General features: G+C 69.4%; 24 protein-coding genes. 6 read left to right on the top strand and 18 right to left on the bottom strand.

Going from position 1 to position 22,964, the window contains the following annotated elements; translation table 11 throughout:
* Positions 1-13 precede the first annotated feature (13 nt).
* On the top strand, positions 14-1,144 hold the full coding sequence (locus ACT53O_RS00135) for an AAA family ATPase (RefSeq protein WP_295818498.1): 1,131 nt from the start codon (positions 14-16) through the stop codon (positions 1,142-1,144).
* Between the two features lie 19 nt (positions 1,145-1,163).
* Here ACT53O_RS00135 and pheT read toward each other — a convergent pair whose 3' ends face one another.
* The 10 genes from pheT to infC form a co-directional block, all read right to left on the bottom strand.
* A complete protein-coding gene (gene pheT, locus ACT53O_RS00140; protein WP_036317772.1) occupies positions 1,164-3,689 on the bottom strand; it encodes a phenylalanine--tRNA ligase subunit beta in 2,526 nt (841 codons plus the stop codon).
* Positions 3,689-4,729, bottom strand: coding sequence for a phenylalanine--tRNA ligase subunit alpha (pheS, locus tag ACT53O_RS00145; protein WP_476150861.1), 1,041 nt, complete (start codon positions 4,727-4,729; stop codon positions 3,689-3,691). The genes pheT and pheS overlap by 1 nt, the downstream gene beginning before the upstream one ends.
* A gap of 58 nt (positions 4,730-4,787) precedes the next feature.
* Entirely contained in the window at positions 4,788-5,738 is a 951-nt protein-coding gene (locus tag ACT53O_RS00150) for an amino acid ABC transporter permease (RefSeq protein ID WP_476150863.1), read from the bottom strand.
* Positions 5,735-6,382, bottom strand: coding sequence for an amino acid ABC transporter permease (locus ACT53O_RS00155; protein WP_036317774.1), 648 nt, complete (start codon positions 6,380-6,382; stop codon positions 5,735-5,737). The genes ACT53O_RS00150 and ACT53O_RS00155 overlap by 4 nt, the downstream gene beginning before the upstream one ends.
* 84 nt (positions 6,383-6,466) lie before the next feature.
* Positions 6,467-7,381 carry a glutamate ABC transporter substrate-binding protein gene (locus ACT53O_RS00160; RefSeq protein ID WP_476150865.1) on the bottom strand — a complete coding sequence of 305 codons (915 nt, stop codon included), beginning with the start codon at positions 7,379-7,381 and terminating at the stop codon, positions 6,467-6,469.
* A 64-nt stretch (positions 7,382-7,445) separates the two neighbouring features.
* On the bottom strand, positions 7,446-8,174 hold the full coding sequence (locus ACT53O_RS00165; RefSeq protein ID WP_476151524.1) for an amino acid ABC transporter ATP-binding protein: 729 nt from the start codon (positions 8,172-8,174) through the stop codon (positions 7,446-7,448).
* 148 nt (positions 8,175-8,322) lie between these two features.
* On the bottom strand, positions 8,323-9,123 hold the full coding sequence (locus ACT53O_RS00170) for a TrmH family RNA methyltransferase (RefSeq protein ID WP_476150867.1): 801 nt from the start codon (positions 9,121-9,123) through the stop codon (positions 8,323-8,325).
* 75 nt (positions 9,124-9,198) lie between these two features.
* On the bottom strand, positions 9,199-9,579 hold the full coding sequence (gene rplT, locus ACT53O_RS00175) for a 50S ribosomal protein L20 (protein WP_005048911.1): 381 nt from the start codon (positions 9,577-9,579) through the stop codon (positions 9,199-9,201).
* A gap of 30 nt (positions 9,580-9,609) precedes the next feature.
* Positions 9,610-9,804: a 50S ribosomal protein L35 gene (gene rpmI / locus ACT53O_RS00180; protein ID WP_005048908.1), complete on the bottom strand. Its 195-nt coding sequence runs from the start codon at positions 9,802-9,804 to the stop codon at positions 9,610-9,612.
* A 75-nt stretch (positions 9,805-9,879) separates the two neighbouring features.
* The gene (gene infC, locus ACT53O_RS00185) at positions 9,880-10,548 is read right to left on the bottom strand and encodes a translation initiation factor IF-3 (RefSeq protein ID WP_082013814.1); all 669 of its coding nucleotides are present in this window, start codon (positions 10,546-10,548) and stop codon (positions 9,880-9,882) included.
* A 234-nt stretch (positions 10,549-10,782) separates the two neighbouring features.
* On the opposite strand from infC, the gene ACT53O_RS00190 reads away from it, so the two are divergent.
* Complete coding sequence (locus ACT53O_RS00190) at positions 10,783-11,181, top strand: DUF1844 domain-containing protein (protein WP_036318582.1); 399 nt, start codon at positions 10,783-10,785, stop codon at positions 11,179-11,181.
* 15 nt (positions 11,182-11,196) lie between these two features.
* Here ACT53O_RS00190 and ACT53O_RS00195 read toward each other — a convergent pair whose 3' ends face one another.
* From ACT53O_RS00195 to ACT53O_RS00220, 6 genes are all read right to left on the bottom strand, one after another.
* On the bottom strand, positions 11,197-11,991 hold the full coding sequence (locus tag ACT53O_RS00195; RefSeq protein WP_112932742.1) for an SseB family protein: 795 nt from the start codon (positions 11,989-11,991) through the stop codon (positions 11,197-11,199).
* Positions 11,975-12,721, bottom strand: coding sequence for a bifunctional 1-(5-phosphoribosyl)-5-((5-phosphoribosylamino)methylideneamino)imidazole-4-carboxamide isomerase/phosphoribosylanthranilate isomerase PriA (gene priA / locus ACT53O_RS00200; RefSeq protein WP_036318587.1), 747 nt, complete (start codon positions 12,719-12,721; stop codon positions 11,975-11,977). The genes ACT53O_RS00195 and priA overlap by 17 nt, the downstream gene beginning before the upstream one ends.
* Before the next feature lie 63 nt (positions 12,722-12,784).
* Positions 12,785-13,483: an imidazole glycerol phosphate synthase subunit HisH gene (gene hisH / locus ACT53O_RS00205; protein ID WP_112932741.1), complete on the bottom strand. Its 699-nt coding sequence runs from the start codon at positions 13,481-13,483 to the stop codon at positions 12,785-12,787.
* Entirely contained in the window at positions 13,480-14,091 is a 612-nt protein-coding gene (hisB, locus tag ACT53O_RS00210; RefSeq protein WP_036318593.1) for an imidazoleglycerol-phosphate dehydratase HisB, read from the bottom strand. Before hisB ends, hisH begins: the two co-directional genes overlap by 4 nt.
* Before the next feature lie 58 nt (positions 14,092-14,149).
* Complete coding sequence (locus ACT53O_RS00215; RefSeq protein ID WP_112932740.1) at positions 14,150-15,256, bottom strand: histidinol-phosphate transaminase; 1,107 nt, start codon at positions 15,254-15,256, stop codon at positions 14,150-14,152.
* A 45-nt stretch (positions 15,257-15,301) separates the two neighbouring features.
* The gene (locus tag ACT53O_RS00220) at positions 15,302-15,682 is read right to left on the bottom strand and encodes a LysM peptidoglycan-binding domain-containing protein (protein ID WP_036318598.1); all 381 of its coding nucleotides are present in this window, start codon (positions 15,680-15,682) and stop codon (positions 15,302-15,304) included.
* A 309-nt stretch (positions 15,683-15,991) separates the two neighbouring features.
* Between ACT53O_RS00220 and lexA the strand changes: the two genes are divergently transcribed.
* Together lexA and ACT53O_RS00230 are read left to right on the top strand one after the other, a co-directional pair.
* On the top strand, positions 15,992-16,657 hold the full coding sequence (gene lexA, locus ACT53O_RS00225) for a transcriptional repressor LexA (protein ID WP_036318601.1): 666 nt from the start codon (positions 15,992-15,994) through the stop codon (positions 16,655-16,657).
* 2 nt (positions 16,658-16,659) lie between these two features.
* Complete coding sequence (locus ACT53O_RS00230) at positions 16,660-17,667, top strand: hypothetical protein (RefSeq protein WP_476150872.1); 1,008 nt, start codon at positions 16,660-16,662, stop codon at positions 17,665-17,667.
* A gap of 7 nt (positions 17,668-17,674) precedes the next feature.
* Here the strand turns inward: ACT53O_RS00230 and ACT53O_RS00235 are convergent, their stop codons facing one another.
* Entirely contained in the window at positions 17,675-18,652 is a 978-nt protein-coding gene (locus ACT53O_RS00235; protein WP_112932737.1) for a methylenetetrahydrofolate reductase, read from the bottom strand.
* 149 nt (positions 18,653-18,801) lie between these two features.
* Here ACT53O_RS00235 and ACT53O_RS00240 point away from each other — a divergent pair, with 149 nt between their 5' ends.
* Positions 18,802-20,736, top strand: a complete 1,935-nt coding sequence (locus ACT53O_RS00240) for a S9 family peptidase (RefSeq protein ID WP_476150874.1) — start codon at positions 18,802-18,804, stop codon at positions 20,734-20,736.
* Here ACT53O_RS00240 and hflX read toward each other — a convergent pair.
* Positions 20,724-22,247 (bottom strand): GTPase HflX, encoded by a 1,524-nt coding sequence (gene hflX / locus ACT53O_RS00245; RefSeq protein WP_039416602.1) that lies wholly within the window; start codon positions 22,245-22,247, stop codon positions 20,724-20,726. The two genes, ACT53O_RS00240 and hflX, sit on opposite strands and share 13 nt — an antisense overlap.
* Positions 22,248-22,316: 69 nt before the next feature.
* Here hflX and ACT53O_RS00250 point away from each other — a divergent pair, with 69 nt between their 5' ends.
* Positions 22,317-22,958, top strand: a complete 642-nt coding sequence (locus ACT53O_RS00250; protein WP_112932734.1) for a class I SAM-dependent methyltransferase — start codon at positions 22,317-22,319, stop codon at positions 22,956-22,958.
* Positions 22,959-22,964: the final 6 nt, after the last annotated feature.

Below are 22,964 nucleotides of genomic sequence, written 5' to 3' on the forward strand. Positions count from 1 at the left end.
GCACCATGACCGCATGCTGCAGACCCTCGCCGTCGCCGGCTATCGCTCTCTCCGGGATGTCGTGGTGCCTCTGGGCGGGCTCACCGTGGTCACCGGCCCCAACGGGTCGGGCAAGTCCAACCTCTACCGCGCTCTGCGTCTTCTCGCAGCCTCGGCGCGCGGCGAGGTCGTCGGCGCCGTGGCGCGCGAAGGCGGGTTGTCGTCCGTGCTCTGGGCGGGTCCGGAGAACGGCGGCACCCAAGGCACGGTGCGCCGCGGACCGATCGCCCTGATGCTGGGCTTCTCCTCGGACGAACTCGGCTACCTCATCGACCTCGGCATCCCGCAATCGGACCCCTCCGTCGCCAACCCGTTCGCCCGTGACCCCGAGATCAAGCGCGAGCAGGTCTTCGCCGGCCCTGTGGCGAAGCCCGCAGCGCTGCTGATCGACCGGCGACGGCAGGCGACCCGCGTGCGCGACGGTCGATGGACCGACCTCGACCAGCGCCTCGCGCCCTACGAGAGCATCGTGACCGATCTTGCCGACGGTGACACGGCGCCCGAACTGCTGGCGCTGCGGCGCACGATGAGCGGATGGCGCTTCTACGACCATTTCCGCGTGGATGCGCAGGCCCCGGCCCGCCGACCGCAGGTCGGCACCCGGACTCCGACGCTGTCGCACGACGGGGCAACCCTGGCAGCCACGTGGGCGACGATCGTGGATGCCGGCCACGGCGATGCCCTGCAACGCGCCGTCCGTGACGCCTTTCCGGGCTCTCGCGTCGAGATCGAGTCGAGCGAGGGCCTGTTTCGCCTCGTCCTGCACCAGAACGGCTTGCTGCGTCCGCTGGATGCCGCCGAGCTGTCGGACGGGACGCTGCGCTACCTCTTGCTGTGCGCGGCCCTGCTCCCGGCGCGGCCCGCCCCGCTGCTGGTGCTCAACGAGCCCGAGGCGAGTCTGCACGTGTCACTGCTGACGCCGCTGGCCCGATTGATCCAGCGCGCCGCCGCGCACACGCAGGTGCTCGTCGTCTCGCACGCGCGAGAGTTGGTCGAGGCGCTGCCCGCCGCAGCGCGCGTCGAGCTCCGCAAGGATCAGAACGGCACGGCCGTGGTCGGGCAGGGGTTCATGGAGGTACCCGCCTGGCATTGGGGGTCACGGTGAACGAACCGCGAACCCCCGGCTACTCGCGAATGCTCGCCGCGTAGCGCTCCGCGGCGACGGCCACTCCGGCGAGCTTCGCGTCGGTGGCCTCGGCGGCCGTGAGCGTGCGATCCGGCGCGCGGAAGCGCAAAGCGAAGGTGAGGCTCTTCGTACCTTCGACGAGGCCCGTTCCGCGGTAGTCGTCGACGAGTCGGACCGCCTCCAGCAGTGTGCCCGCACCCTCGCGCAACGCCGACTCGACGTCGCCCGCGACCACGTCTTCGCCGACGACCAGCGACACGTCCTGGGTCGCCGCCGGGTACCCCGACAGCGATGGCGCCACGTCGGGGGCACCGGCACGGCGCAGCACACGGTCGAGATCGAGCTCGGCGACGTAGACCTCCCCGTGCAGGTCCGCGTCGGCGGCCACCTGCGGCAGCACCTGGCCCACGTAGCCCACCTCGTCACCGGCGACCGTCAGCACTCCCGCGCGGCCGGGATGCAGCGCGGCGCGCTGCCCCTGGGCGACCTCGATGCGCACTCCCGCTCCGGCGGCGATGGTCTGGACCGCGCCGAGGACGTCCGAGAGGTCGACCGGGATCGGAGCATGACCGGGCTGCTTGGCGACCATGTCACCCGTCAGCAGCACCGCGACGTGGCGCGGCTGCGGCGGCAGGGCGGCGTTCAACGCGGCGATCGTCTCGTCGTCCGGGCGCACCGCCAACGGCGGTACGGTGTCGGTTCCGTACGTCACGCCCTCTTCCGGGGTGAACACGAGTCCCGTCTCGAACAGGGCGAGGTCGCCGAAGCCGCGCGCCTGGTTGCGGTGCGCGACCTGCAGCAGCCCCGGCACGAGGGAGCGGCGGAGGTACGGCGCCTGACCGTCGAGCGGGTTCGCGAGCTTGACCGATGCCATGGGCTCCCCCGACGCCGACCCGTGCAGGGCGTTCGCCTCCGCCGTGGAGAACGGGAACGAGGGCGTCTCGACGAAGCCGGCGGCGGCGAGCGCGTTGGCCACCCGGCGCCGCCCCTTCTGCACCGACGTGAGGCCGCGGCCGGAGGGCGGCGTGGGCAACACCGACGGGATGCGCTCGAGCCCGTGGATACGGGCTACCTCCTCGGCGAGCGTCCATTTGTCGGTGAGGTCAGGACGCCACGTCGGGGGAATGACGTGCCAGCCGTCCGTCGCACCATCGAGCGCGTCGCCCGGCAGCACCTCGCAGCCCACCATCTCCAGGGCGTCGGTGATCTCGGCATCCGTGTAGTCGACGCCGATCAGCTGCGGTACGAAGGCGCGCGGCAGCTCGATGCCGCCCACGAAGACCTCGCCGAACAGCGCACCCCCGAGGTCGGCGTCGAGAGTGCCGCCGGCGAGCTCGACCATGAGGTCGGCGACGCGACGGGCCGCCACGAACGGCAGGAGCGGGTCCACTCCGCGTTCGAAACGACGCGAGGCCTCCGACGGCAGCTTGTGACGGCGTGCCGTGCGGGCGATCGTGACCGGGTCGAAGATCGCGGCTTCGACGAGCACATTGCGCGTCGAATCCGTCATCTCGGTGGTGCCGCCCCCCATCACACCGGCGAGACCGATGGGGCCGGAGTCGTCGGTGATGAGGAGGTCCTCGGCGCTGAGCGTGCGCTCCTTGCCGTCGAGGGTGGTCAGCTTCTCGCCCTCGTGCGCGCGGCGCACCGTGATGCCGCCCTGAAGTCTGTCGAGGTCGTACCCGTGGATGGGGTTGCCGAGCTCGAGCATGACGTAGTTCGTGATGTCGATCAGGATGCCGAGCGAGCGGATACCGGCGAGGGTCAACCGCGCCACCATCCAGGGCGGCGTCGGCCGAGTCGGATCGACGCCGCGGACCACGCGGGCCACGAACTCGCTGGCTCCGACGCGTCCGCGCAGCGGCAGACGGTCGTCCACGACGACGGCGAACCCCGAACCGGGCTGCACGTCGTCCCACGCGTGCGCGGCGGGGTCGGTGAAGGCGGCACCGGTCGCGTGCGAGTATTCGCGGGCGATCCCGCGGATCGACAGGGCGTAGCCACGGTCAGGAGTGACGTTGATGTCGACGGCGACGTCGTCGAGGCCCAGCAGAGCGATCGCGTCGGTGCCGACCTCGGGGTCCAGGCCCAGTTCGACGAGCCGCAGGATGCCGTTGTGCTCGTCACCCAGCCCGAGCTCGCGCGCGGAGGCGATCATGCCGTCCGAGACATGACCGTAGGTCTTGCGCGCGGAGATGGGGAAGGGCCCCGGCAGGGTGGCGCCGGGCAGCGAGACGACGACTTTGTCGCCCTCGACGAAGTTCGACGCGCCGCAGACGATGCCACGGACGCCACCGTTCGCCGCACCGACGTCCACCTGGCACCACCGGATCGTCTTGCCGTTGGACTGCGGCTCGGCGTCGAAGGAGAGCACCCGGCCGACGACGACCGGTCCACTGATCTCGAAGCCGATCGCCTCTTCCTCCTCGAAGCCGACCGACACGAGCGCCGCGAAGACATCGTCGGTCGTGGCGTCCTGGGGAAGCTCGACGTACTCACGCAGCCACGACAGAGGGACGCGCATCAGACCACCATTCCGAACTGCTCACTGAAACGGACATCGCCTTCGGCCATGTCCCGCATGTCCTGCACGTCCGAGCGGAACATCAGCGTGCGCTCGATGCCCATTCCGAACGCGAACCCCGAGTAGACCTCGGGGTCGATCCCGGCCGCGCGCAACACGTTCGGGTTGACCATTCCGCATCCGCCCCACTCGATCCAACGCGGGCCGCCCTTGAAGGTGGGGTGCCAGAGATCCAGCTCTGCCGACGGCTCGGTGAAGGGGAAGTAGTTGGTGCGAAAGCGCGTCTTCGCCTCGGCGCCGAACAGCACCTTCGCCGCGTGATCCAGCGTGCCCTTCAGGTTCGCCATCGTGATGCCCTTGTCGACGACGAGGCCTTCGAACTGGTGGAAGGCCGGCAGGTGGGTCGCATCGAACTCGTCGGTGCGATACACGCGCCCGGGCGAGAGCACGTAGATCGGCACGTCGCGCTCGAGCATCGATCGCATCTGCACCGGGCTGGTCTGCGTGCGAAGCACCAGGTGTCGCGCGATCGGGTCGACGAAGAAGGTGTCCTGCAGCTGGCGTGCCGGGTGATCGATGTCGAAGTTCAGGCCGTCGAAGTTGTACCACTCGTGCTCGAGCTCGGGGCCCTCGGCGATCTCCCACCCCATGCCGACGAACAGGTCGGCGATCTCTTCCTGCAGCAGGGACACCGGATGCCGAGCCCCGACACGCGTCCGCGGTGAGACGGCGGTGATGTCGATGCGCTCGGACTCGAGCTGGGCCGCGGACTCCACAGCGGCGAGCTCTTCCTCACGGGCGGCGAGGGCCTGCGTGAGACGAGCGCGCGCCTGCCCCACCAGTTTGCCGAAGGCCGCCTTCTGATCGTTCGGCACATGCCGCAGCTGCGCGTTCAGCCGCGCCAGGGGCGAGCCTTCGCCGGCGTGAGCGGCGCGCGCGGCCTTCACCTCGATCGTCGAGCCTGCCGCGGCGATGGCTGAAAGCGCGTCGACGACGGCGGCATCGACGTTCTCTGGAGTGATCTCGGGTGCGTCAGACACAAGAGAGGAGTCTACCGGGGGGCGGACAGCCATCCCTGCCGCGCTGGTCGCCCGCCGATCAGCGCGGACGGCGCGGCAGACGTGTCGGTCCGCCGCCCTCGTTGCCCGTGGAGCGATCGGTCGACTGCTGCAGACCGATCAGCTGGGTATCGGTCGTCGCCCCCACCGGGTGGTGCAGCGCCCCGCCTTCTGCCGCTTGCTGCAGTTGACGACGCTTCGTACGCTGCTCGATGCGGTACGCGACGTAGCTCAACGCCAGGCACATGGCGACGTAGATCGTGCCGCCGATGATGGCCGTTTGGATGAGGGGCGAGCTGTACACCGCATTCGAGCCGAGCAGCTTGATGACATACAGCAGCTCCGGGTACGTGATGATGAAGCCGAGCGCGGTGTCCTTGAGGGTGACGACGAGCTGGGCGACGATGACGGGCATCATGGCCCGGATCGCCTGCGGCAGCAGCACGAGTCGTAGCACCCCGGCCTTGCGCAGACCGATGGCGTAACCCGCCTCGCTCTGGCCGCGCGGCAGCGACTCGACGCCGGCACGGATGACCTCGGCGAGCACCGAGCCGTTGTACGCGACGAGGGCGATCACGACCGCCCAGTAGGGCTCCATCCGGATGCCGACGACGGGCAGGCCGTAATAGAGCAGCATCATGAACACGAGCACCGGGACGGCGCGCAGAACCTCGGTGACCCAGCCGACCGGGATCCGCACCCAGGCACGATCCGACAGGCGCCCGATCGCGAGGATGAATCCCAGCACGAGGGCACCCACCGCCGCGGCGGCGAAGGCGGCGAGCGTGGCCAGGGCCCCGTCGAGCAGACGCTGCCAGATCGTGGCGTAGGTGAAGATCTCCCACTTATCGGCGGCGAACTGACCGGTGGCGGCGAAGCGCCAGATCACCCATCCCGCCGCCGCCGCGATCACGACGATCGTCAGAACACCGAGAACGCGGTTGCGGACGATCGCCTTCGGTCCGGGGACGTCGTAGAGGACGGAGCTCATCGCGCGACCTTCCATCTGCGCTCCATCGCCCGCTGCAGCCATGCGAGAAGCAGCACGAGGGCGACGAAGATGACCATGACCCACAGCAGCGTCACGAGCTGGTTCTCGCCGCGCTCGCTGAGGTTGCTGCGGACCGAGCCGAGGTTGAGCACCGAGAAGCCCGCGGCGACGGTCGTGTTCTTCAACAGCGCGATGAGCACGCTCATCATGGGTGGGATGACCGAGCGCGTGGCCTGCGGCAAGACGACGAGGGTCATCACCTGACCGAACGTGAGCCCGAGTGCGCGCGCGGCCTCTGCCTGGCCCACCGGAACGGTGTTGATGCCCGAGCGCAGCGTCTCGGCGACGTAGGTCGCCGTGTAGACCCCGAGGGCGAGCGTGGCCAGCAGGACCGCGTCGATGCGCTCGCGCAGCAGGATCGGCAGGCAGAACGCGAAGAAGAACATGACGAGGGTGAGCGGGGTGTTGCGGATCCAGTTGACGTAGACCGCGCCCACCGCCCGCGCCGCGGGAATCGGCGAGACGCGCATGGCGCCCACGACGAAGCCGAGCACCAGTGCGAGGATGCCGCCTCCGACGAACAGCACCATCGTCCCTCTGAGCGCCTCACCCCAGAGATCGAGGTTGTTGGTGATGATCTCCACCGCGCCGCCTTCCATCGTTCTCGTTGTCGTCGTCTGGATACCGGATGCCGGCGGCAGCGCACTCGTCGCTGCCGCCGGCATGCCTCAGCTCGCGGCGTCGACCGGGGGCTGCGTCGCCTTCACGCCGGAGGCGCCCAGGTTCTTGTCGAAGATGGCCTGCCAGGTCGTGCCACCGTCGGTGAACATCGTGTTGATGAACGCCTGGAGCGCGGTGTCGCCCTTCGCGATACCCACGCCATAGCGCTCCTCACTGAAAGGCTCGCCGACCACCTTGAGCTTGTCGGGGCTCTGCGCCGCGTAGCCGATGAGGATCGCTTCGTCGGTGGTGACGGCATCGACCTGGCCGTTCTTGAGGTCCTCGACGCAGGCCGAGTAGGTGTCGTACTCCTTCGTCTTGGCCAGCGTCTCATCCTTGATCCGCTGGATCGAGGTCGACCCGGTCGCCGAACAGACGGTGTCCTCTGCGGTCAGCGCGTCCTTTCCGGTGATCTTGTCGTTGTCGGCCGCGACCAGCAGACCCTGACCGGTGATGAAGTAGGGGCCGGCGAAGGAGATCTGCTGCTTGCGCTTGTCGGTGATCGAGTACGTGCCGACGTAGTAGTCGATGTCCCCGTTCACGATGGCCTGCTCACGGTTGGCCGAGGCGATCGGCTGGAACTGGATCTTGTCCTCGGCAACGCCGAGCGAGGCGGCGATCCAGCGCGCGATGTCGACGTCGAAGCCGCTGCGCGTGTTGGTCACCGGATCCAGATAGCCGAGGCCGGGCTGATCCTCCTTGACGCCCACCGTGACGGTGCCGGAACTCTTGATCTTCTCGAACGTGGGGCTGCCGTCGAGCGTCACGTCGGTGGCGACCGTCCAGGGATTGTCCGCGGCACCCGACGCGCCGCCGGTGGAGCCCGGCTCTGCACCGGGCGTGCCGCTGTTGCACGCGGTGAGGGCGAGCGCGGCGAGCGCGACCCCAGCGACGCTGGCGGCGATTCTCTTCTTCTTCAGCATGTGATCCTCCTGTTTCGTATCCATCTCTCGTTGACCGCGCCGGTGCGGGGCGCGGACGTCTTCGTCAGTGCGTGATCAGCTTGGAGAGGAAGTCCTTCGCCCGATCGCTCGTGGGCGCCGTGAAGAACTGGTCGGGGCTGGCCTGCTCGACGATCTGTCCGTCGGCCATGAAGACCACGCGATCGGCGGCCTTTCGGGCGAAGCCCATCTCGTGTGTGACCACGATCATCGTCATACCGTCCTGAGCGAGACCGACCATGACGTCCAGAACCTCGTTGATCATCTCCGGGTCGAGCGCACTGGTCGGTTCGTCGAACAGCATGACCTTGGGCTTCATCGCCAGCGCGCGGGCGATCGCGACACGCTGCTGCTGGCCGCCGGAGAGCTGTCCCGGCAGCTTCGATGCCTGATGCCCGACGCCGACGCGCTCGAGCAGGATCTTCGCCTCGGCCTCGGCATCCGCCTTCTTCATCTTCTTGACCTTGATGGGACCGAGCGTGACGTTCTCGAGGATCGTCAGGTGCGAGAAGAGATTGAAGGACTGGAAGACCATCCCCACGTCGGCCCGCAGTGCGGCAAGCGCCTTGCCCTCCTTCGGCAGCTCCTTGCCATCGATGGCGATGGTGCCGCTGGTGATCGTCTCCAGACGGTTGATGGTGCGACACAGCGTGGATTTACCCGAACCGGATGGGCCGATGACGACGACGACCTCCCCGCGGTTCACGGTCAGATCGATGTTCTTGAGCGCGTGAAACGCGCCGTAGTGCTTCTCGACACCGGTGACGACGACCAGGGGATCCCCCCGCCGGACCGTGATGTTCGACGTCGCGGGAGCCGGGCTGGAATGAGACATGCGGGCCAGCCTAGGCAGATCCTGTGGACGGCGCCCGACTTATACACAGGATCTTGACCGAGTCGTCACCGACCCGGAACAATACGCGTCAGCGTTCGCCGCGCTGCGCGAATGCCGTTTCGTACAGGCACACGCTGGCTGCGGTGGCGAGATTCAGCGACTCGGCACGACCGTAGATCGGAAGTCTCAGCGAGAGGTCGGCGAGAGCCAGCGCGTCGTCGTCGAGACCGCGCGCCTCGTTGCCGAACAGCCAGGCAGTGGGCGCGGAGAGTGCGTCGCGTCGCGCGAGGAAGTCCTCTCCCCCGACGTCTGCCGCGACGACGCGCAGGCCGGCCGCGTGCGCGCGCTCGACGGTTGCCGACAGCTCCGCGCCGACGGCGACGGGAACGTGAAACAGCGAACCGGTCGTGGCGCGCACCACCTTCGGGTTGTATGGATCGACCGTCCGCCCGGTCAGCACCACGGCGTCCGCGCCAACGGCATCGGCGGCGCGGATGATGGTGCCGAGGTTGCCGGGGTCGCGCACCTCCTCGCAGATCGCGATGAGCGTCGGCGAGGCGGCGAAGATGTCCTTGAGCGACGTCGGCGACTGTCGTGCCACGGCGACGATGCCCTGCGGGGTGACGGTGTCGGCCATCGCGTCGAGCACCGCCTCGGTGGTGAAGACGATCTCGAGGCCGGCGTCTCCCGCGGCATCACGGATGTCCTGATGACGCTCCATCGCCGTGGGCGTGGCGAACAGCTCGACGAGGGTGTCGGGGCGGAAGGCGAGAGCCTCTCGGGCCGCCTGGGGTCCTTCCAGCAGGAACAGCCCGGTCTCCTGTCGGGCGCTGCGCTTGGTCAGCTTGGCGACGGCGCGCACACGTGGAGAGCGAGGGTTTTCGAGCACGATCTCATCCTAGGGAATGAAGAAGGGGTGTCCCCCGCTGGGAGGACACCCCTTCTCGTGCTGTGTGGGCAGTGATTACGCCTTGGGCGCGTTCACGTCCGCCGGCAGCGCCTTCTTCGCCGTCTCGACGAGCGAGGCGAAGGTGGCCGGCTCGTTGACGGCCAGCTCGGCGAGCATGCGACGGTCGACCTGCACGCCGGCCAGGCCGAGGCCCTGGATGAAGCGGTTGTAGGTGATGCCGTTCTGACGGGCCGCGGCGTTGATGCGCTGGATCCACAGGCGGCGGAAGTCGCCCTTGCGCTTGCGGCGGTCACGGTACGCGTAGACCAGCGAGTGGGTGACCTGCTCCTTGGCCTTGCGGTACAGGCGCGAACGCTGTCCGCGGTAACCGGATGCGCGCTCGAGGATGACGCGACGCTTCTTGTGGGCGTTGACGGCCCGCTTGACTCTAGCCATTTTCTTCTACTTTCTCGTCTGCGTCAGCGCTCAGATGCCGAGGAGCTTCTTGGCGACCTTCGCGTCGCCGGGAGCCAGGATCTTGTCCGCCGACAGGCGGCGCGTGCGCTTGGTGGGCTTGCCTTCGAAGTTGTGGCGGAGGTTCGCCTGCTGCTTCTTGATCTTCCCGCTACCGGTGACCTTGAAGCGCTTCTTGGCACCCGAGTGGGTCTTCTGCTTCGGCATGTCTCTATCCTTCGTTGTGGTTCCCGCGGGGCGGGAGCTCTGGGGGCCGGGAGGCTGCGCCTCCGGCCTGCGGCCTTACTCCGCGGGAGCGGGCTCGGCGGCGGGGGCGACCTCGGGCTCGGCGCCCGGGGCGCTGCGCGCCTGGCGTGCCGCTTCCTTGTTGGCAGCACGCTGGGCGTTCTGCTCGGTCTTCACCTCGGACTTGTTCTTGTGCGGGGCGATGACCATGACCATGTTGCGACCGTCGATCGTGGGGTTCGACTCGACGGTGCCGTACTCCGCGACGTCCTCGGCGAACTTGCGCAGCAACCGCACACCCTGCTCCGGGCGCGACTGCTCACGACCACGGAAGAGGATCATGGCCTTGACCTTGTCGCCGGCCTGCAGGAAGCCCTCGGCGCGCTTGAGCTTGGTCGTGTAGTCGTGCGCTTCGATCTTCAGACGGAAACGGACCTCCTTGAGAACCGTGTTCGCCTGGTTGCGGCGCGCTTCCTTCGCCTTCTGCGCAGCCTCGTACTTGAACTTGCCGTAGTCCATGATCTTGACCACGGGCGGCTTCGAGTTGGGGGCGACCTCGACGAGGTCGAGATCTGCTTCCTGAGCGAGGCGCAGGGCGACCTCGATGCGGACGACGCCGACCTGCTCACCCGCGGGTCCGACGAGGCGGACCTCGGGAACGCGGATGCGGTCATTGGTGCGGGGATCGCTGATGCGGAACTCCTTAGTCGTACGGGTGGGTGCCACCGGACACAGGGGTGTGTCTCGGGCGGAAGATCGTCACGTCCACCCCGCACGACGCGCACGTCGGCTTCGTTCCTGCACCCTCACCCGCCCCGACTGCTCGGTGCGGCGACCTCGACGGACGAGGCGGAGTGCGTGACCCGGTAGCCTGGAGCGGCAAGCGCGGGTGGGATGTGATCCTCTTTCGTTCCGGAGCAGAACACTCCGGCGCCCGCACAGTCTAGCAGAGAGCAGCACGTGGACACGATTCCTTCCACCCCCGACCCGCACGACGCCGAACGGCTCGCCCGATGGGAGGAACAGGAGCGCGCCTCCGCCGCCGCTACCCGCGACATCGCCGACGTTCCCGCGGTGGAGGTCATCACGACCGCAGCCGTGCACCTGATGAGCGCGGCCGCCGTCAAGACCGGCCTCGCGGACGACCCGGAGACGCAACGGGATCTCGACGAGGCGCGCAAGCTCATCAACGCCCTCGCGGGGCTGATCACGGCCGGCGCACCGGAGATCAGCGACATGCATGCGCGCTCGCTGCGTGACGGCCTGCGCTCGCTGCAGCTCGCGTTTCGGGAGGCATCCGTCATCCCCGACCCGATCGGCAAGGGCCCGGGCGAGAAGTGGACCGGCCCCGTCACGTGAGACGCCGCGCGGCGATCAGCCGCGGACGAGCTTGACCGTCAGGGAATCGACCAGCACGGCGATGCGATCGTCGGCGGCCCACCGCGCCGCCAACCTCTGCAGGGTGGCGTCCAGCTGGGACTGGTCGAGCCCGTCGACCAAGTGCAGGCGCACGATGAGTTCCGGGCCGCGCAGACGCGCCTGCGGATCGCCCGGCGCCACCGACAGATCCAGCACGCCCAGTTCGGAGCCGACCGACTCCTGCAGCCCCGCGTACACCTCCGGCGAAGTGTGCGCGGGTTCCCACGCCAGCCCCTGCCCGAGGGCCCATACCGCGGGGCGACGCAGCACGAACTCGGTCTCGGATGCCGGGTCGATCACGATCAGGTCGGTGTCGTCGGCAGCGGCGGCCAGGGCGGTGCGGACGCCGTCGGCCGGCACCGGCCGCGCCTTCGGATCCCACGCCGCCATCGTGCGCACCGACGTGAAGACGGGCAGCACACGCCGTCCGTCGGGCGCGGCAACCGTGACGATGGAGAGCTCCTGCGTCTTGTCGACGGTGTGACCGGACGGGGCGATTCCGACGTCGCCGGCCTCGGCGACCAACGGGATCAGCAACCGGGCGGAGCGGTAGGCGTCCACGACCGCGCGCGCATCGCCCTCGCCTCGGCCGAACGCACGCAGCGCCGACAGCAGCGCGGGATCAGCAGAGCCGTCGTCACCGGCGTGCGGATTGGCCTCGAAGGAGCGCCCCGCCCACGGCACGCCGGCAGAGTCCGTAGCGCAGGTGTGCGCCGCGGCGTCGTCGGGACGCTCAGCCTGCGGCGACATCCAGCGCCTCGGCGAGGGTGAAGGCCCCCGCATAGAGTGCCTTGCCCACGATCGCGCCCTCGACGCCGAGGGGAACGAGCTCCCGCAGGGCGGCGATGTCGTCGAGATTCGAGATGCCGCCCGAGGCGACGACCGGCTTGACCGTGCGCGTGGTGACCTCGCGCAGCAACTCGAGGTTCGGACCCTTCAGCGTGCCGTCCTTGGTGACGTCGGTGACCACATAGCGGCTGCATCCCGCGTCCTCGAGGCGCTCGAGCACCTGCCAGAGGTCGCCGCCGTCGCGTGTCCATCCGCGCGCGGCCAGCGTCGTGCCGCGCACGTCGAGCCCGACCGCGATCGCGTCGCCGTAGCGACCGATCACATCCGCTGCCCATTCGGGGTTCTCCAGCGCGGCGGTGCCGAGGTTGATGCGGGTCGCGCCCGATTCGAGTGCGGCTTCCAGTGTCGCGTCGTCGCGGATTCCTCCGGACAGCTCCACCTGCACGCCCTTGAGCTGCTTGATCACCTTGCGCAGCACCGCGGAGTTGTTGCCGCGCCCGAAGGCGGCATCCAGATCGACGAGGTGGATCCACTGAGCGCCATCGCGCGCCCACGCCAACGCCGCATCGACGGGATCGCCATAGCTCGTCTCGGTGCCGGCCTCGCCCTGAGTCAGGCGCACAGCCTTGCCGTCAGCGACGTCGACGGCGGGCAGAAGGATCAGTTCGGGGGTCGACGCGAAATCGTTCATGGCTCCAGGAAAGGTTCAGTGGCCGCGACGTGCGGACACGAGGACACACAAGCAGAGAGACTACTACCGGGTGCGGGTGAGCTCCTGCGGAAGCGAGGAGATCCAGTTGGCGAGCAGGCGGATGCCGGCCTCGCCGCTCTTCTCCGGGTGGAACTGGGTCGCCGACAGCGGCCCGTTCTCCACCGCCGCGAGGAACGGCGTGCCGTAATCGCACCAGGTGAGGGCCGGCTCACGGAACGGGCGCGTGACCTCGAGCGACCAATGCTGGGCGGCATAGGAGTGCACGAAGTAGAACCGCTCGTCTTCCAAGCCGCGAAACAGCGTCGAGCCCTCACCGGCCCGGACCGTGTTCCAACCCATGTGCGGAAGCACCGGCGCATCGAGCTCGGTGACCGCCCCCGGCCATTCACCGAGTCCCTCGGTGTCTTCGCCGCGCTCCACGCCGTGCTCGAACATGACCTGCATGCCCACGCAGATGCCGAGCACCGGCAATCCCCCCGCGAGACGGCGTTCGATGATCTCGTCGCCGCGCGTCGCGCGCAGCGCCTCCATCACGGCGCGGAAAGCTCCCACACCGGGGACGACGAGGCCGGCGGCGTCGTCGATAAGTCCGCGATCTGCGGTCAGCCGCGCATCGGCGCCAGCGGCGACGAGCGCCTTGACGGCGGAGTGGACATTGCCCGACCCGTAGTCGAGCACCGCGACGAGGGGACGGTCGTCGAGATCGGCACCGGTCTGGGGGGCGGAGGCGGCGTCGGTCACAAGGCCCCCTTCGTACTGGGGATGCCGTGGACCAGCGGGTCGAGCGCCTTCGCCTGTCGGAAGGCGCGAGCGACGGCCTTGTACTCGGCCTCGGCGATGTGGTGCGGGTCGCGTCCACCGAGCACCGTGACGTGCATCGTCACACCGGCGTTGAACGCGAGCGCCTCGAAGGTGTGGCGCACGAGCGACCCGGTGAAGTGGCCGCCGATGAGATGGTGTTCGAACCCGACGGGCTCACCGGTGTGGACGAGGTAGGGACGCCCGCTGATGTCGACGACCGCCTGCGCCAGCGCCTCGTCCAGCGGAACGAGGGCGTCTCCGTAGCGCGAGATGCCGCTCTTGTCGCCGAGGGCCTGGCGGATCGCCTGTCCCAGGACGATCGCGGTGTCTTCGACGGTGTGGTGCGCGTCGATGTTGGTGTCGCCGGAGGCACGCACGGTGAGATCGGTGAGCGAGTGCTTCGCGAACGCCGTGAGCAGGTGATCGAAGAAGGGCACCGTGGTGTCGATGCGGCTGTGCCCGGTGCCGTCCAGATCGAGGTCGAGTTCGACCGTGGATTCGCTGGTCGCGCGTCGCAGGGATGCCGTGCGGGAGGCCGGGGTGCTCATGAGCCGAGTCTACCGAGAGCCCGCACGGGGCCTTGGCGTGTTACCCCGACGGTGACGGTCAGTGCGCGCCGGAACCGCCCGGTCCAAGCGACGCGAGCGCATCGAGGAAGGCCGTGGACTCCTCCTCCGTGCCGGCGGTGACACGCAGACTGTGGGCGATCCCGACGTCGCGGATCAGAACACCGCGGTCGTAGAGCCCCTGCCACGTCGTCGCCGGATCTTCCACACCCGAGAAGAGCACGAAGTTCGTCCAGCTCTCGAAGGGACGGTATCCGAGCGCATCGAGGGTCGCAGAGATCCGGTCACGCTGAGCGACGATCTCGTCCACCATGGCGAGCATGGCCGGCGCATGACGCAACGCGGCGGAGGCTGCTGCCTGGGTCAGCGCGCTGAGGTGGTAGGGCAGTCGAACCAGACGCAGCGCGTCGATGACGGCGGGGTCGGCCGCGAGGTAGCCGACGCGAGCGCCCGCGAAAGCGAAGGCCTTGCTCATCGTGCGCGACACCACGAGGCGCGGCCGGTCGGCCAGCAGCGTCAGCGCGGACCGGGAATCGCGGGGAGCGAACTCCTGGTAGGCCTCGTCGACGATCACGATGCCCGGCGCCGCGTCGTAGACCGCCTCGATCACATCGAGACCCAGCGGCGTTCCCGTCGGATTGTTCGGCGCACACAGGAACACGACGTCGGGCTGCGCACGGTCGATCTGGGCCGCGGCGTCGTCGGGGGCGAGCGTGTAGTCGACGCCACGCGTCCCGCTGACGTAGGTCGCACCCGTCGCGCGAGTGAGCAACGGGTACATCGAATAGGTCGGCGCGAAACCGAACGCCGTCCGTCCGGGGCCGGCGAACGCCTGCAGGAGGTGCTGCAGAACCTCGTTGGATCCGTTCGCGGCCCAGATCTGCGCGGCTGAGAGGCCGTGACCCAGATACTCGGCGAAGCCTTCGCGCACGGCGGTGAACTCACGATCCGGGTAGCGGTTCACCTCCCGAAGAGCGCGCGCGATGCTGTCGAGGATGTCGTCCGCGACCGCTTCCGGCACCGGATGAGTGTTCTCGTTGACGTTCAGCGCGACGGGCAGCGGAGCCTGCGGGGCCCCATACGGCGTGAGGCCGCGCAGGTCATCTCTGAGAGGAAGGTCATCGAGTCGAACGCTCACCCTCACCATCGTAGGGGTCGCCGCGAGACCCGGACGAGGTCGGTCAGCGGCCGCTCAGCGACCGGCGGAGTACTCGGCCGGGATCGCGATGCTCTGCCCGGCGTCGAGGCTGCCCGAGTCCAGCGCATTGAGCCGCACGATCGCGTCGACCGCGTCCCGCGGGTCGACGTCGGGAGCGACCGCGCGCGCGATCGACCAGAGCGTATCGCCCGGCTGCACCGTGACATGGGTGAACGTGACTCCCGACGCCCCCTCGTTCGAGGCCAGCGCACCGCCTCCGGACACGATGCCGATGCCGAGCGCGACGACGACCGGGACCGAAGCGAGGAAGGCGAGCACCTGGCGACCGCGAACCGTCAGGCGCAGACGGGTGACCGGGGCCGCCGCGATGACACGGCCACGGGGCGAAGCGCCGAGGATGTCGATCGTGGTCATGAGTTCCTCCTTGAGACGTGTCCCGCTCCGGGGCGTCGAGTTGAAAGCGTCACTTCGAAGATTCGATTCGAGATTCGCATCCGCCTCTCGGCCGGGAGAGGTGGATGCGAATCTCTGTTCCGAATCTATCTTCGATAGTGTTCGAGTGTCAAGCCCTGCCGTTCTCGCAGATGAATCGAACCCGACACGCGTACACGTGCCGGACGACCGTGCGAAAACCGGATACGGTTTCGACAAGATGACCCCATCACCAACCTCCGACATTCGAAGGCGCTGCCTTCCGGGGACGCGATCGAAGGAGCGCGCGACATGGCCGACAAGCCTCAGACACGCAGGCGTAAGAGCCTCAGCGACAAGCAGCTGAAGATCCTCGAGGTGATCCAGACCTCCATCGCGCGCTTCGGCTACCCGCCGAGCATGCGCGAGATCGGCGACGCCGTGGGCCTGAAGTCGCTGTCCAGCGTCACGCACCAGCTCAACCAGCTGGAGCTGAGCGGTTATCTGCGCCGCGACGCCGGCAAGACGCGCGCGATGGAGGTCCTCATCGACCTGCCGGGTGCCGCCGCGGAGAACCCCGCCGACCTCACCCCCGCGCTCGGTGACGCCGCGCTCGTCCCCCTGGTCGGGCGCATCGCGGCAGGCGTACCGATCACGGCCGATCAGCAGGTCGAGGAGATCTTCCCGCTGCCGCGTCAGCTGGTCGGCAAGGGAGATCTCTTCATGCTCAAGGTCAGCGGCGAGTCGATGATCGACGCCGCCATCTGCGACGGCGACTGGGTCGTCGTGCGTTCCCAGCCGACGGCCGACAACGGCGACATCGTGGCGGCGATGCTGGACGGCGAAGCGACGGTGAAGACCTTCCGACAGCGGGACGGTCACACGTGGCTGCTCCCCCGCAACTCCTCCTTCGAGCCGATCCTCGGCGACGACGCCGTGGTTCTCGGTCGCGTCGTGGCCGTCCTGCGCGCGGTCTGAGCATGTCGCGGGCGCGCGCCGTCGTGTCGGCCGTCGCGGTCGTCCTGGCCGTCGTCTGCCTGCCGCTGTCCATCCTGAGCGTGTGGGCGAGGGTGCAGCTGGTGGACGAAGAGGCTTTCACCGCGACGCTCGCGCCGCTGGCCCGCTCGACCGTCGTCCAGGACGCGGTGATCGCGGCATCCACCGACGCCGTCGACGCGAAGCTCGACACGAGCGCTCTCGCCGGCTCGATCGTCGACGGCATCATCGCCCTCGGCGTCGGCGATCGGGCTGCGGACGCCCTGCGACGACTGCAGGCGCCCGCCGCTGCGGCCGCGCAGACTCTCGTGGACGACGCGATCGCCGAAGCGATCCGCTCCGACACCTTCGGAGCGGTCTGGGACGAGGTCCTTCGGCAGTCTCACCGCGCGCTGACGCTCGCCGCAACCGCCGATGGCGCCGGCGTCGTGGTGCAGACCGATGCCGGACTCGGTGTGCAGGTCGGCGCCGTCGTGGCGGGCGTGAAGGAACGCCTGAGCGCGCGTGACGTCGCGTGGGCGACGCTCATCCCCTCGGTCGACCACGTCGTGATCATCGGCTCCGGGGATGCCCTCGCTGCCGTCCGAACGGGCTATGCGCTCGGCGTGAACGCGGGATGGTGGATGCCGGTCGCCACCGCGATCCTGTTCCTCGCCGGGATTGCGCTCGCTCGGCGACGCGTGGACACCCTCCGGTGGGCGGCGCTCGGGGCGGCGGCGGCTCTCGGAGCACTGCTGATCGCAACTGCGGTCGGCCGCGCGGCGCTGTCGACCGCCGCCGCCGGAACGGCGCTGACACCGGCCGCAGCCGTCGCGATCTACGATCAGCTGCTATCGGCGGTGGTCGGCGCGTCCGGCGTAGCTCTGGCGATCGCGCTCGCCGTCGCCGCCGGCGCGTGGCTCGCCGGTCCATCGACGCCGGCGGTGGCGGTTCGCCATGCGTGGCGCCGCTGGGGGCTTCGCCGCGCGGCGGCAACCGCGTCCTCTGACTGAATGCCCCCTACGAGCGCCGTTCAGGGATCAGCCCCGCGGTGCGCAGCACACCCAGAACGGTCTCGTGATTGTTGAAGGCGTAAAGGTGGACGCCCTCGGCGCCGCCAGCCACCACGGCCCGGGCGAGCGCAGCGGCATGGGCGAGACCGACCTCGCGCTGCGCCGCGGCATCCGGAGCGGACTCCAGTGCCGCGGCGAGGGAGTCGGGGCGCGCGTCTCCGGTGAGCTCGAGCACACGGCGCAGGCGCCCGGGCGAGGTGATCGGCATGATTCCGGGGACGATCGGAATGACCACCCCGGCCGCCCGGGCACGAGCGACGAAGTCGAGGTACTCGTCGGCGTGGAAGAAGAGCTGCGTGATGGCTGACGTCGCCCCGGCGGCCTGCTTGGCCAGAAGCGCGTCGATGTCCTCGTAGCGATGACGCGAGCGCGGGTGACCGTTCGGGAACGCAGCGACCGCGATGTCGACGCGGTCGCCGTCGATGACCCGAACCGCTCCCGGAACGCCCGGGATCTCCCGCTCGCGGTACGTCGACCGCTCCGCGTGCACACGTCCGATGAGCTGCACGAGCTGAGCCGCCGACTCCAGATCGCCGAAGACGATGTCGTCCTCTCCGACGCCGAGCGGCGGGTCGCCGCGCACGGCGAGGAAGCGGGTGATGCCGGCGTCGAGGAAGTGGCGGATGACCGTCGTCGCCTCGGCATAGCTGCTGCCGACGCATGTCACATGCGCGACGGGGGGAACCCGCGTTTCGCGGAGGATATGCGTCAGCACGGCGAGCGAGCGATCGGTGGTCGAGCCTCCGGCGCCGAACGTCACGGAGATGAACCGCGGCCCCGCCTCGGCCAGCACGCGGATGGTCTCGTGGAGCGCAGGCAACTGCGCCAGCGTGCGCGGAGGATAGATCTCGAACGAGAACGGGACCTGCGGCGATGCCTCGCCGCCGGCCCGCGCAGCAGCGATGTGCGGTTCGTGAGACGTCATCGCTCGGTGCCTTCTCTCGCGTCGGGGTCGTGCAGCCGGCGTACCGCAGCCTCGGTGCCACCACTGTAGAGCCACCTTGCCGCCCGTCCCCGCGTGTGACGAGACGTGTCCTGCGACGTCGACTGACGCAGGCGCGTAGCGTGGCAGACATGGTCGATGTGAACCCCTATGGATCCTGGCCCTCTCCGTTCACGGCCGCGTGGGCTTCCGCGTCGTCACCCCGCATCGACGGTGCCGCGCTCGTCGGCGACGAGGTGTGGTGGGCGCAGACGGTGGCCGACGAGGCCGGCCGCACCGCGGTGTTCCGGCGCGATGCCACCGGAAGGGTGCACCCCGTCCTGCCGGCGCCGTGGAACGCCAGATCCGGCGTGCACGAGTACGGCGGGGGATCCTGGGCGGTCGACGAGGCCGGCCGACTGTTCTTCGTCGAACGGCGAGACCAGCAGGTGTGGGTGCGCGAACCCGGCTCGGAGCCGCGTCGCCTGACGAACGACGCGGACGTCCGCTACGGCGGGCTTCGCGCGTCCGGCGGCATGCTGCTGGCCATCCGCGAACGGGCGGGCCGTGAACGGGCGATCGTGCGCATCGACCTGCAGGGTGAGGGAGCGAGCGATCTCGTCGCGGGCAGCGACTTCGTCGCTCAGCCCGCACTGTCGCCGCGCGGCGACCGTCTCGCGTGGGTGGCCTGGAATCACCCCGACATGCCCTGGGACCGCACGAGACTGCGTGTCGGTCGCCTGGAGGACGGCGCCGTGGTCGAGTGGACCGACGTGACCGACGGCAGCACGGCAGCGCTCCAGCCCGAGTGGTGTGACGAGGACGACCTGCTCTACCTGGACGACGCGACCGGCCGATGGAACCTCTGGAGACTGCGCCTCGATGCCGATCTGCCGCGGACACCTTTCGCGCCGGCCGATGCAGACACGGGAGGCCCGCTGTGGTCGCTCGGCAGCCGCTGGTTCGGGGTGACCTCCGACGGCGGGGTGATCGCTGTCCGCACCAACGGCTCGGACGAGCTCGTCTGGCGCACCGCCGCGGGCACCGAGACCGTGATCCCTCTGCCTGCCACGGCATCGCTCTGCGTCGAAGCGGTCGTGGGGCGTCGGGCGCTGATCTCCGGGCTGGCGCCGGGCATGAGCGGGATCTGGCTCGTGGAGATCGATGAGGAGGCCGCGACGATGCGCGTCGATCTGGTGATCGGGCAGCGTGCAGAGGTCGACGGCGAGGATCTCGATGCGTGGCTTCCCGACACACGCCCGTTCTCGCTCGAAGGCCCGACGGGCACGGTGCACGCGTTCGTGCATCCCCCGCGACATCCGCGAGTGGCGGCACCCGAGACGGAACGCCCGCCGTACCTCGTGCTGGTGCACGGCGGGCCGACCGGCCACGAAGGCGGCGTCGCCGACGCGAAGACGCTGTTCTTCACGAGTCGCGGCATCGGGGTGCTGGAGGTGAACTACGGGGGCTCGACGGGGTACGGCCGCGCATACCGTGAGCGACTGCGCGGCCAATGGGGCGTCGTCGACGTCGCAGATGTCGCGGCATCCGCCACGGGCCTGGCCGCCACGGGCGCGGCCGACCCCGCGCGCCTCGCGATCAAGGGCGGATCAGCCGGTGGCTGGACCGTGCTCGCCGCGCTGGCCCGCACCGACGTTTTCGGCGCAGGCATCTCCCGCTACGGCGTGGGCGACGCCCGCACCCTGGCCGCCGATACCCACGATTTCGAGTCCCGGTATCTCGATGGGCTCATCGGAGCGCTACCCGAGGCCGAGGAGCTCTACATCCAGCGCTCCCCGTTGACGCACATCGACGGCTTCCAGGTGCCGGTGCTGCTGCTGCAGGGCGCAGACGACGCCGTCGTGCCGCCATCGCAGGCCGAAGCGATCCGCGACGCGCTCGCGGCCCGTCATATCCCGCACGCCTATGTGCTCTACGAGGGCGAAGGGCACGGGTTCCGCGGCGCCGAGGCGGTCGTGCACGCGCTGCAGAGCGAGCTCGCGTTCCTCGGCCAGGTGTTCGGGTTCACGACGCCCGGCGTGCCGCCGATAGAACTGGCAGGCTCCTCACCACGTCAGAGCGCGTAGGGCGCCAGCTCCGCCGCGAGTCGCTCGGAGACGTGGGCGTGCACCGCGGTGCCGCCCTCCTCGTGAGCGGTCGAGAGGATGTGGCCGGACTCGTGCACGGCGTTTATGAGGTCCCCGCGGTCGTACGGCACGAGCGCGCGCACTTCGACCGCCGGCAGCGGGAGGGCGTCCTCGATGACGGTGCGCAGCTGCGCGATACCCTCCCCCGTGCGCGACGACACGAACAGCGCGGAGGGCTCGAGCCCGCGCAGCACGAGTCGGGTGTCGTCGTCGACGAGATCCGCTTTGTTGAAGACGACGATCTCACGCGTCGAGCGCGCACCCACGTCGCCCATCACGTCGCGCACGGTCGCGAGCTGCGCGGCGGGGTCGGGGTGGGAGCCGTCCACGACGTGAACCAGCACGTCGGCGTCGCCGACCTCTTCCAGCGTCGACCGGAAGGCCTCGACGAGCTGATGAGGCAGATTGCGCACGAACCCGACCGTGTCCGTCAGGGTGTAGACGCGACCGTCGGCCGCTTCGGCGCGACGTACGGTCGCGTCCAGGGTCGCGAACAGCGCGTTCTCGACGAGCACACCGGCGCTCGTGAGCCGGTTGAGCAGGCTGGACTTGCCGGCGTTCGTGTAGCCGGCGATCGCGACCGACGGGATCGTGTTGCGCTTGCGTTCGCTGCGCTTGGCCTCGCGGGCGGGTGCGAAGTCACGCAGCTGCTTGCGCAGCTGGGCCATCTTGGTGCGGATGCGGCGGCGATCGAGCTCGATCTTCGTCTCACCGGGCCCGCGTGAGCCCATGCCGGCGCCGCCGGCACCCACCTGACCACCGGCCTGACGGCTCATCGACTCGCCCCAGCCACGCAGGCGCGGCAACAGGTACTCGAGCTGGGCGAGCTCGACCTGGGCCTTGCCCTCGCGGCTCTTGGCGTGCTGGCTGAAGATGTCGAGGATCACGGTGGTCCGGTCGATGACCTTCACCTTCACGACGTCCTCCAGTGCGCGGCGCTGGCTCGGAGCGAGCTCCGTGTCGGCGATGACGGTGTCGGCGCCGACGGCGGCCACGAGGTCGCGCAGCTCCGCCGCCTTGCCGCGGCCGATGTAGGTTGCGGGGTCGGGATGCGGACGCCGCTGCAGCACGCCGTCGAGAACGACGGCACCGGCCGTCTCGGCGAGCGCGGCGAGTTCGCGCAGCGAGTTCTCGGCATCCTCCTGCGACCCTTGGGGGTACACCCCCACGAGCACGACGTTCTCCAGACGCAGCTGGCGGTACTCGACCTCGGTGACGTCTTCGAGCTCCGTGGACAGACCCGGCACGCGCCGCAGCGCCGCGCGTTCCTCGCGATCCCACTGATCGCCGTCAGCGTCACCGGAGGCGACGGTTGCGGCATCCTGCAGCGCCTGGGCACTACCGAAGACGCGCACGCCAGAGCGGCCCTCGGCACGTGCCAGCACGCGATCCACCGGGTCGAGCGGCGTCTCTTCGCCGTGCGCGTCGGTGGTCTCGGTGGTGTGGGTCATGGATTCCTTCCAGGTCAGCCTTGCAGTCTAGCCTCCCGCGCGGGCGGGTGGCTCCGGTACGCTCGCAGGATGGGGAGTGACCACTACTTCAGCGCCTCCCCGTCCAGCGCCGAGAACCTCCGTCGCATCCGCGTGTCCCTCGGTGGGCGCAGCGGCGAGGTCACGACCGCGGGCGGGGTGTTCAGCCCCGACCACGTCGACGGCGGGACGGCGGTGCTGCTCGCGAATACTCCGCCGCCGCCACCGGGCGGCCACCTGCTCGACCTCGGCTGCGGCTGGGGGCCGATCGCGCTCAGCATCGCCGTGCAGTCGCCCCATGCCACGGTGTGGGCGGTGGACGTCAACGATCGCGCCCTCGACCTGGTGCGCCGAAACGCGCAGGAATGGGGTGTCGGCAACATCAACGCTGTGCGTCCCGAGGATGTTCCGGACGATGTCCGCTTCCGCAGCATCCGCTCCAATCCGCCCATCCGCGTCGGCAAGAACGAGTTGCACGGTCTTCTGGAGACGTGGCTGCCCCGCTTGGACGAACGAAGCGATGCCTGGCTGGTCGTGCAGCGAAACCTCGGGTCCGACTCGCTGCAGAGGTGGCTGGCGGCGACGTTCGACAACGGATACTCCGTGACGCGCGCGGCGACCGGACGCGGCTTCCGCGTGCTCAAAGTGCGCCGTCACGGTGCCGTGCGCACCGGCGCCATCGAACTGCCCTGAGTCTCC

It is taken from the genome of Microbacterium sp. DMC48 (genome assembly GCF_056313825.1).